The sequence below is a fragment of the Ruegeria sp. AP7 genome, assembly GCF_056539905.1.
Map to the genome: position 1 here is coordinate 103,461 of NZ_JBQFVT010000014.1, position 7,775 is coordinate 111,235.

General features: G+C 57.8%; 7 protein-coding genes, 1 tRNA gene and 1 pseudogene. 2 read left to right on the top strand and 7 right to left on the bottom strand.

Features of this window, described 5'->3' with window-relative positions; translation table 11 throughout:
* Window positions 1–3: 3 nt before the first annotated feature.
* Genes ACR0KN_RS19465 through ACR0KN_RS19490 form a run of 6 tightly spaced genes read right to left on the bottom strand, consistent with a single transcriptional unit; the run spans window position 4 to window position 5,840 of the window.
* Window positions 4–801, bottom strand: a complete 798-nt coding sequence (locus ACR0KN_RS19465) for an MBL fold metallo-hydrolase (RefSeq protein ID WP_480655872.1) — start codon at window positions 799–801, stop codon at window positions 4–6.
* Complete coding sequence (locus ACR0KN_RS19470; protein ID WP_480655874.1) at window positions 798–1,604, bottom strand: TatD family hydrolase; 807 nt, start codon at window positions 1,602–1,604, stop codon at window positions 798–800. Before ACR0KN_RS19470 ends, ACR0KN_RS19465 begins: the two co-directional genes overlap by 4 nt.
* The gene (locus ACR0KN_RS19475) at window positions 1,601–2,722 is read right to left on the bottom strand and encodes a DNA polymerase III subunit delta' (RefSeq protein ID WP_480655876.1); all 1,122 of its coding nucleotides are present in this window, start codon (window positions 2,720–2,722) and stop codon (window positions 1,601–1,603) included. Before ACR0KN_RS19475 ends, ACR0KN_RS19470 begins: the two co-directional genes overlap by 4 nt.
* Window positions 2,723–2,729: 7 nt before the next feature.
* Window positions 2,730–3,356 carry a dTMP kinase gene (gene tmk / locus ACR0KN_RS19480; protein ID WP_010442736.1) on the bottom strand — a complete coding sequence of 209 codons (627 nt, stop codon included), beginning with the start codon at window positions 3,354–3,356 and terminating at the stop codon, window positions 2,730–2,732.
* A complete protein-coding gene (locus ACR0KN_RS19485; RefSeq protein ID WP_480608949.1) occupies window positions 3,353–4,519 on the bottom strand; it encodes a D-alanyl-D-alanine carboxypeptidase family protein in 1,167 nt (388 codons plus the stop codon). The genes tmk and ACR0KN_RS19485 overlap by 4 nt, the downstream gene beginning before the upstream one ends.
* A gap of 19 nt (window positions 4,520–4,538) precedes the next feature.
* Window positions 4,539–5,840, bottom strand: coding sequence for an SPOR domain-containing protein (locus ACR0KN_RS19490; RefSeq protein WP_480655878.1), 1,302 nt, complete (start codon window positions 5,838–5,840; stop codon window positions 4,539–4,541).
* A 204-nt stretch (window positions 5,841–6,044) separates the two neighbouring features.
* Here ACR0KN_RS19490 and ACR0KN_RS19495 point away from each other — a divergent pair.
* Window positions 6,045–6,134, top strand: a tRNA-Ser gene (locus ACR0KN_RS19495).
* 375 nt (window positions 6,135–6,509) lie between these two features.
* Here the strand turns inward: ACR0KN_RS19495 and ACR0KN_RS19500 are convergent.
* Window positions 6,510–7,529 (bottom strand): recombinase family protein, encoded by a 1,020-nt coding sequence (locus ACR0KN_RS19500; protein WP_480655880.1) that lies wholly within the window; start codon window positions 7,527–7,529, stop codon window positions 6,510–6,512.
* Between ACR0KN_RS19500 and ACR0KN_RS19505 the strand changes: the two are divergent.
* A pseudogene (locus ACR0KN_RS19505) lies at window positions 7,528–7,734 on the top strand (IS6 family transposase); the annotation flags it as partial. The gene ACR0KN_RS19500 and the pseudogene ACR0KN_RS19505 overlap by 2 nt on opposite strands.
* Between the last annotated feature and the right edge of the window lie 41 nt (window positions 7,735–7,775).

A 7,775-nucleotide genomic window follows, 5' to 3' on the forward strand; every position in this document is an offset into this window, starting at 1 on the left:
GCCCTACAGAGGTTGCCGGATCACCATGCCGTCAAAAGCAGGTGTAATATGATCCGGTGTTTCCGCATCAACCGTGGCATAATCCAGATCGATATGCATGTTGGTCAGAACGGCACGTTTTGGTTTCAATTGCTCAATCCAGCCCAGCGTCTTCTCTAGATGGGCATGGGTTGGATGCGGGGATCGGCGTAGGGCATCAATGATAAGGCAGTCGAGGTCTGAAAGCTCAGCCATGCTCTCATCATAAAGTTCCGCAACATCAGGCAGATAAACGAGATTTCCCATCTTGAAGCCAAGTGCATCAATCGACCCATGGTTCACACGGAATGGTCGAAAGGGGATCAGGCCGCCGGGGCCGGAAATCTCAAACGGGCCATTGATTGTCTTTAGGTCCAGGATGGGCGGATAGGGTGAGCCTTCGGGTTGAACAAACGCATAACCAAAGCGACCGAGTAGATCGTTCTGGGTATCGCCGTCCGCCCATACAGGCACGCGGGTCTTCATGTTGAAAACAATCATCCGCAGATCGTCGATGCCATTGGTGTGATCGGCATGGGAATGGGTGTAAATCACGCCATCCAAACGCCCCGTTCCGGTGCCAAGCAATTGGCTGCGCATATCAGGAGACGTATCGATCAATACCGAGGTCGTACCCTCTGGCCCATCGCGTTCGACTAACAGTGAGCAGCGACGCCGGATGTTTTTGGGGTTCTCCGGATCGCATTCGCCCCAATGCCCCCCAAGTCGCGGTACACCTCCGGACGAACCGCAGCCAAGTATTGTAAAGCGCAGCTCGCTCATGCAGCGGCCTTGTAGCAAGCGGCTTTGGTGAACAGCCGGTCAAAATTGGCCTGTGTTTGGGCAGCGAAATCGGCGTACTCCAAACCGAACACTTCGGCCCCTTTGCGCGCTGTATGCGCGGTGTAGGCCGGTTCGTTTCGTTTGCCGCGATAGGGCGGCGGCGCCAGATAGGGCGCGTCGGTTTCAACCAGGATACGATCGGTGGGTGCGGCGGCGAAGATATCACGCAGCTCCTGACTTTTGGGGAATGCTGCAATGCCGGACATGGACAGATAGAAACCAAGATCAAGGGCGGCTCGGGCCAGCTCGGCTGAGGAAGAAAAGCAATGCATGACACAGGAATACGGAGCGTTTCTATGCTCATCCGCCAAGATACGTGCCATGTCCTCATCCGCGGCACGTGCATGGATAATCAGGGGTAATCCGGTCCGCTGCGCCGCTTCGATATGGATACGCAGCGAACGCTTTTGCACATCCGCCGACTCAGCCGTGTAGTGATAATCAAGCCCGCTTTCCCCAATGCCCACGAATTTTGGATGCTTGGCGAATGCGAGCAGTTCATCGACTGTTGCCATCGGCTCGTCAGCTGCGCTCATCGGGTGGGTGCCTGCGGCATAAAAGACAGGGTCATGAGCCTCGGCGATGGCGCGTACCGTGGGCTCGTTACGCAACCGTGTGCAGATGGTCACCATGCGCGTCACGCCAGCGTCGGCAGCGCGTGAAACGATTTCTTCCAACTGACCGTCAAAATCCGGGAAATCCAGATGGCAATGGCTGTCGGTAATTTCGGGAGTGGGGCTCATCTGTTGTGACCGGCGGTTTCCTGTATCTTGAACAGCGTATCTAGGACAAGCGAGGCAGGGTCAAGGTTCACCGCCTGCCCATGCCGCGCACGCGCCGTGATGGGGGCGGCGATTTCGGCCCATTGGCGGGCCTTTTGCGGTGAGCTGGAGAGGCGCGATAAAGTTTCGGCCTCATTCGGGGCGGCCTCGGGCTTCGGGGCGGCACCTGTCGCACCTGTCAGAGCCAGGCGCGCGAGCACCACGTCTATCAATGAAAGCAGCAGATCGAACCGTTCGGCCGCCCCCCGCTGCGCAGCCGTTTCGGCCAGTTTCAGAGCGCGCTGGCGGTCAAACCGGGGCAGGGTGCCTAAAATAGCGATCAGTTCGGCATAAAGTTCCAGCCCGCCGAGGTTTATTAAGCGAACGGCGTCGCCCACTGATCCAGCTGCGAGCGCTGCGAGATGGTCAGTTTGGCTAGGAATTTCCGTATCGGTTTGCGACAGCGCAGCCTGCATGTCGTCAGGCGAGAGAGGGGATAGCCGCAGTGTGCGGCAACGCGACCGGATGGTCGGCAGCAGGCGCGAGGGTTGGTGCGAAATCAGCAGCAGAGTTGTGCGCGCGGGGGGCTCTTCGAGCATTTTCAGCAGCGCGTTTGCGGCGCTGACGTTCATTTCATCCGCCGAGTCCACGATGACAACCCGCCGCCCTCCATCAGCAGAGGACAAGCCGAAGAACCGCCCAAGTTTGCGGACGTCATCAACAACGATTTCATTGCGCAGCCGTCCCTGATCGTTGACAGAGCGGGTAATTGCGGCAAGGCCGGGTTCGGCCCCGGCAAGAATGCGATGGGCGACCGGGTGTTCCGGGTCGATGTCCAGAGTGTCAGGCGGAGGTGGAGCGCCGAACAGCCCGCCATCATCAGATGGCGGCGTGGCCAGCAAGAACTGCGCGATCCGCCATGCTAGTGTTGCTTTGCCCACTCCACGAGGACCGGTCAGCAACCAACCATGGTGCAATCGATCCGAATTGTACGCGGTCAGAAAGGCCTGTTGTGCTGCGTCCTGCCCGATAAGCCGGGTGGTTTCTCGCGGATGTGGTGCGCCAGGGGCCTGATCCGGAGTTGGGGTGTCGTCGCTCATGTCTGGTCTATCGCAGAGAAGTCATAACAATGTCTGTCACATCCTGCGCGACGCTGTCCATGTCCCTATTGCCGTTCACCACTCGAAAACGATCCTGGAATTCGTCCGCCAGAGCGAGAAAACCTGCACGCATCTGCAGTTGAAGATCGACACCGAAATCTTCGAACCGTTCTTCGGCACCTTGCCGACCCTTAGCGCGTGATAGACCGGTTTCCGGATCCATATCGATCAGTAGTGTCAGGTCAGGCTCGCGCCCGATCATCAAATTGTGCAGCTGATCCACGAGGCTGCGAAGATCGCCACGCGACATCCCCTGATACATGCGAGTGCTGTCGGCAAATCGGTCGCAGATGACCACTTTTCCAGCGGCCAGTGCGGGTTCGATTGTGCGTTCCAGATGGTCACGCCGGGCTGCAGTGAATAGCAGAATTTCCGTTTCGGCCGACCAACGATCCGGGTCGCCCTGTAAAACCAGATTGCGAATTTCTTCGGCGCCGGCAGACCCACCCGGTTCCCGAGTCAGAATGACATCGCGGCCTTCACGTCGCAGGTGATCGGCCAGCAGACGGGCCTGTGTAGACTTGCCTGATCCGTCAATGCCTTCGAAGGTAAGAAACGTGCCGCGCGCCGTCACATTTGCTCCAGCGGATTGTTGATCACGTCTTTTAGAACGATGCCGCCCACTGTCATCATGCGGACGACAAACCCGCCGAGGGGTACATCCCTGTCTGCCACCAACGGGCGGCGGATTTCCGGCAGGCCTTCGGGTTTGATCACCAACTCAGCCAGCTGTTGGCCTTTGCTGACCGGCGCATTGATCGGGCCTTCGTAGACGACTTCGGCCTGAATGTCCTTGTTGCCCAGGACTGGAAACAGCAGGGTCAGATCACCTTCGGGCACCAAACCCACAGTTTTTTCCGCACCCATCCAAAGCTTGGCCTGCGCTACCGGTTCTTCCGATTTGGCAACTGTCCTCTCGACAAAATTTCGAAACGACCAGTTAACCACGGCCTCAGCCTCCTCTGCCCGTTTGCCGACGCTGTCGAGCCCGGAGAGCACAAAGACAACCCGGCGATCCCCTTGTTTGGCCGAACCAACCAGACCATATCCTGCTTCTTGCGTGTGACCGGTCTTGAGACCGTCGGCCCCGATATCCAGTTTCAGTAGAGGATTACGGTTGCGTGCGTTCGACGGGGCACGACCGTCGAATTCGAAAACCTCTTCCGCAAAGAGGGGATAGTATTCAGGGAAATCAGTGATCAATCGATCGGCCAAAACTGCCAGATCATGCACAGACATCATGTGCCCCGCAGCAGGCCAGCCATTAGAATTGGCAAAGTTCGAGTTGTTCATACCCATCTGTTGCCCGCGCTGGGTCATAAAGCGGGCAAACCCGGCTTCGGTCCCGTCGGGGCTCAATGCCTCGGCAATCACGACGCAGGCGTCGTTTCCAGATAGCACAATGATCCCGCGTAGAAGGTCTTCGACCCGCACACGGTCCTGCGTGTTCAGGAACATGGTCGAGCCACCATAGCTCATGGCGTGTTCAGATACGGGCAGAGTTTCGTCCAGCGTAAGGCGACCATCGCGCAGCGCTTCAAACGCAACATAAAGCGTCATGAGTTTCGACATAGAAGCCGGGGGCAGAGGCTGATCAGCGTCTTTCGACAACAGCACGGTGCCGGTTTTCTGATCGATCACATAAGCAGCGCGCGCGGTGGTGTCGAACGCATGGGCCGGCAGCGCAGTTAGTGCCAGCCCAATGGCAAGAGAGGTTGATCGTAAAGCGGAAAGCATCATTCGCCTCCTAGTTCAGTCAGTTCTTGGACGTGAAGGCATCAGTAAACCCAAGGTCTTTGACGTCATTCAATAATGCCCGGCGTTCGCTGCGTGTTGCAACAGGTCCAACCAGAACGCGCCAAACTGATTTGTCTTCACCTTTCAGTTCAAACACGTCAGCATTCATCCCATTCCGACGTATCTTTTCCGCTGCGCTCTTGGCATTGGATTCAACGCCAAAAGTTCCAGCCTGAACATACGGCTTGGATAAGCCTCCTGCCGTTGCAGTGCTTGCTGCCACCGGTGCCGTTGCAGCGGTCGGTTCGGATGCTTCAATTGCTGCCGCAGCACCTGCGATCGGGTCCAATGGCGTTTCGGTGATCTCGTTAGGGTTTTTCTTTTGCCACCACTTGCGCTTAGCGGGCTTCTCAGTTGGCGGTGTTATCTCTGGGTCTGACAATGCCGCCGACTGCACCTCGGTCGGGGCGGCATCAGCCTCTGTGACGGCGGCAGCAGCTGCTCCTGCTGCCGCAGCGTTGGCTTCATCCGTTGGTTTTTTCTGCCACCATTTGCGTTTGACTGGTTGCTCAGTCGCTTGTGGATCTGCATCGGCAACCTCGGTGCTTTGCACTTCGGCGGGGGCCGACTCATCGTCCGAAGATGCGACGACGGCGCCAGCGGCTGCCCCAGCAACGACTGCAGCACCAGCATTCGTGTCATTGGTTGGTTTTTTCTGCCACCACTTACGTTTAACGGGCTGTTCGACCGCTTCGCCTTCAGCTGTTTCCGTCGCCGCTTCGGTTCCTTCCGCAACCTCTCCGTCCTCGGTCGCCTCTGTCTCTTCAGGGGCAGGGGGCACCTCAATCGCCTCGCGGCGCAGTGCTACGACTTGAACCTTGGTTGGGGCCCCCGCCAGCATACCAAGCTGTTCTGCGGCCGAGGAAGAGACCTGTAGCGCAGGTCCAGGTAAAGCCCGCTCGCGACGGAACAATGCGCCTGTAACTGTCTTGTTGTTGGCTGTGTTCTTGATCCGCACCCGCTCGGGTTGAGTAACATCAGGGTGTGCCACCCAAATTCCACCCAGAGAGGGGCGTCCATCCCAAAGTCCGGCTTCGGTCACCTGAAATACATCGGGTGCCTCAACATCACGCTGGTTCGCAGGTGCTGCGTCTGGGAACAACTCGAACCTATTGGTATTGTCCGCCTCTTCGGTCGCAACTTCCTCTTCCGGGGCCTCTTGAAGGCTGAACCCTTCTTCGCACCCGGCCAAAGCGGCCATACCCACAACCAGAATTGCCAGCCGTTGTGGCCCAAAGCGTGTGCCCGTAGCTCGCTCCATTGTCTCAATCCCTTGCCTGACAAGGCCATATTGGCCGCGCCCCACCGCGTGATTGCTGGTTCTTCTTGCCAGTCTCTAGCGGTCTTGTCCGCGAATGATAACGCGGGCACGGGGCTAAGGAAAGACTGCTGCTGAAGCTTAGGCAAGATTTCCCGCTTTATGGCTTGCCTCTGCCTGAAACACAGCTTAGACCCTGCGGCACGCGGGGAGGTGGCAGAGTGGTCGAATGCGGCGGTCTTGAAAACCGTTGAACGTGAGAGCGTTCCCAGGGTTCGAATCCCTGTCTCCCCGCCACTCATACCCGTCTCACTTCAGTTGTGTTTTCTGACCCGGAATTGTGCCGCAATTCCCGCGAGTTGGCGCATGCGCTTTCAATCAGAGACGGAGTAGATCGTACACTCAGAGCGCAATTCCGGCCGCAGTCTCAGTGGCGCATTTTGGCGGGGTCGCTTTGGGGCGAATTTCCCTGATACCCGGCAATTTACAGGGAAATTTCGCGAAAAGGGTCTAAGTTCCGTCATTTCTCGGGTCAGAACTAAGTATTTTACAGAGGTTTATCCTGCAAATTCCCTAAAACGTGGAACAGGGAATTCTCTCATTGGAACAGGGAATTGTGCCGACGGATCAGGGAGGGCGAACCCCGTATCAGGGACGTAGGATCTGGAGATGTCAGAAGCCGAACAGGCGTTCCTGTTCGGACCAATCAAGTGGGTGGGTCACGCTGACCAGACGCTTGAGTGTGAGTTCGGGCGGCTGGGTCCCGTCGAGAATCGCTGCCTGAATCTTCGGGGAGAGAAAGGCGAGCTGAGCACGGGTGCGGATGAAGGCGCCGGGGACGCTTTCGCGGCGTGCGATTTCCATCAGTTGAACCCCGGCTTTCAGATCGCGCGCCCAGCCATCGGCGCGGATCAGCATGGACCGGAGGTGGGGATCGGGTTGGGGTGCCATGTCTCCGGCGATGGCCTTGGCCTCGACGCCGCGGCGGCGCAGATCGAAGGATGCGGTGATGTGCGTGAGATCCGGGTGTAGATGATCGGCAGAGATGCCAAGCGTGCTTGCCAGGGTTTTGGGGTTCAATTCGAGGTCAATTTGTCCTCGTGCAATTCTGCCGGTGGCCAGAATATCAGCGCTGACTTGCCCGCCTTGGGCTCGAAGCCGGCTTACCAGATCCGCAATTGAGGCCTGGACCACCTCGGCTGATCCGGCCTCCGGCTGCGCCAGAACTCGATGCGTGATTGCGGCGTCTTGCAGATGTCTGACGATGACATCAATGACCGCGTTTTCCAGCGCAGGGCCGGGCAGTCGCCAGCCGGACGTATCCTTGCCGCCCGAGATCAGTCGATTGGAGACGTAATAGCGCAACCGTCGGCCTTTGCGGGTGGTGTGGGTCGGCGTCAACCGATCACCAGTTTCGTCCCGCAGTAGACCTGTGAGCCAGGCGCCGGGGTCATTGGAACATTGGCGCGTATCGGGTGAAGGGTCTGCACGGGATCGCTGCGACGCTTGGCGCATTTTTTCCTGCACCCGGTCCCAGATGTCCTGGTCGATGATCGCCGTATGTTGTCCGTCCCAGATCTTATCCTTGTGGCGAATTTTTCCGAGATAGACCGGGTTGCGCAGCAGGTAATAGTGTCTTGTCAGAAGAACTTGGCTTGAGGCGGGCAGGGTGGTTGCGTAGCTTTTGTCCATGACCAGACCTGCCTCCTTCAAGTACTTCAAAACCAGCCCCGAGATCATCCGCCTTGCAGTGATGCTGTACATCCGTTTCCCGCTCTCGCTTCGAAATGTCGAAGACTTGTTGCACGAGCGAGGCATCGACGTGAGCCACGAAACTGTCCGGTATTGGTGGAACAGGTTTGGCCCAATGTTTGCTGCTGAGATCCGAAGAAAGCGTGTTCAGCAGCTGCGCGTATTCTCCAAACGGAAGTGGTAAGT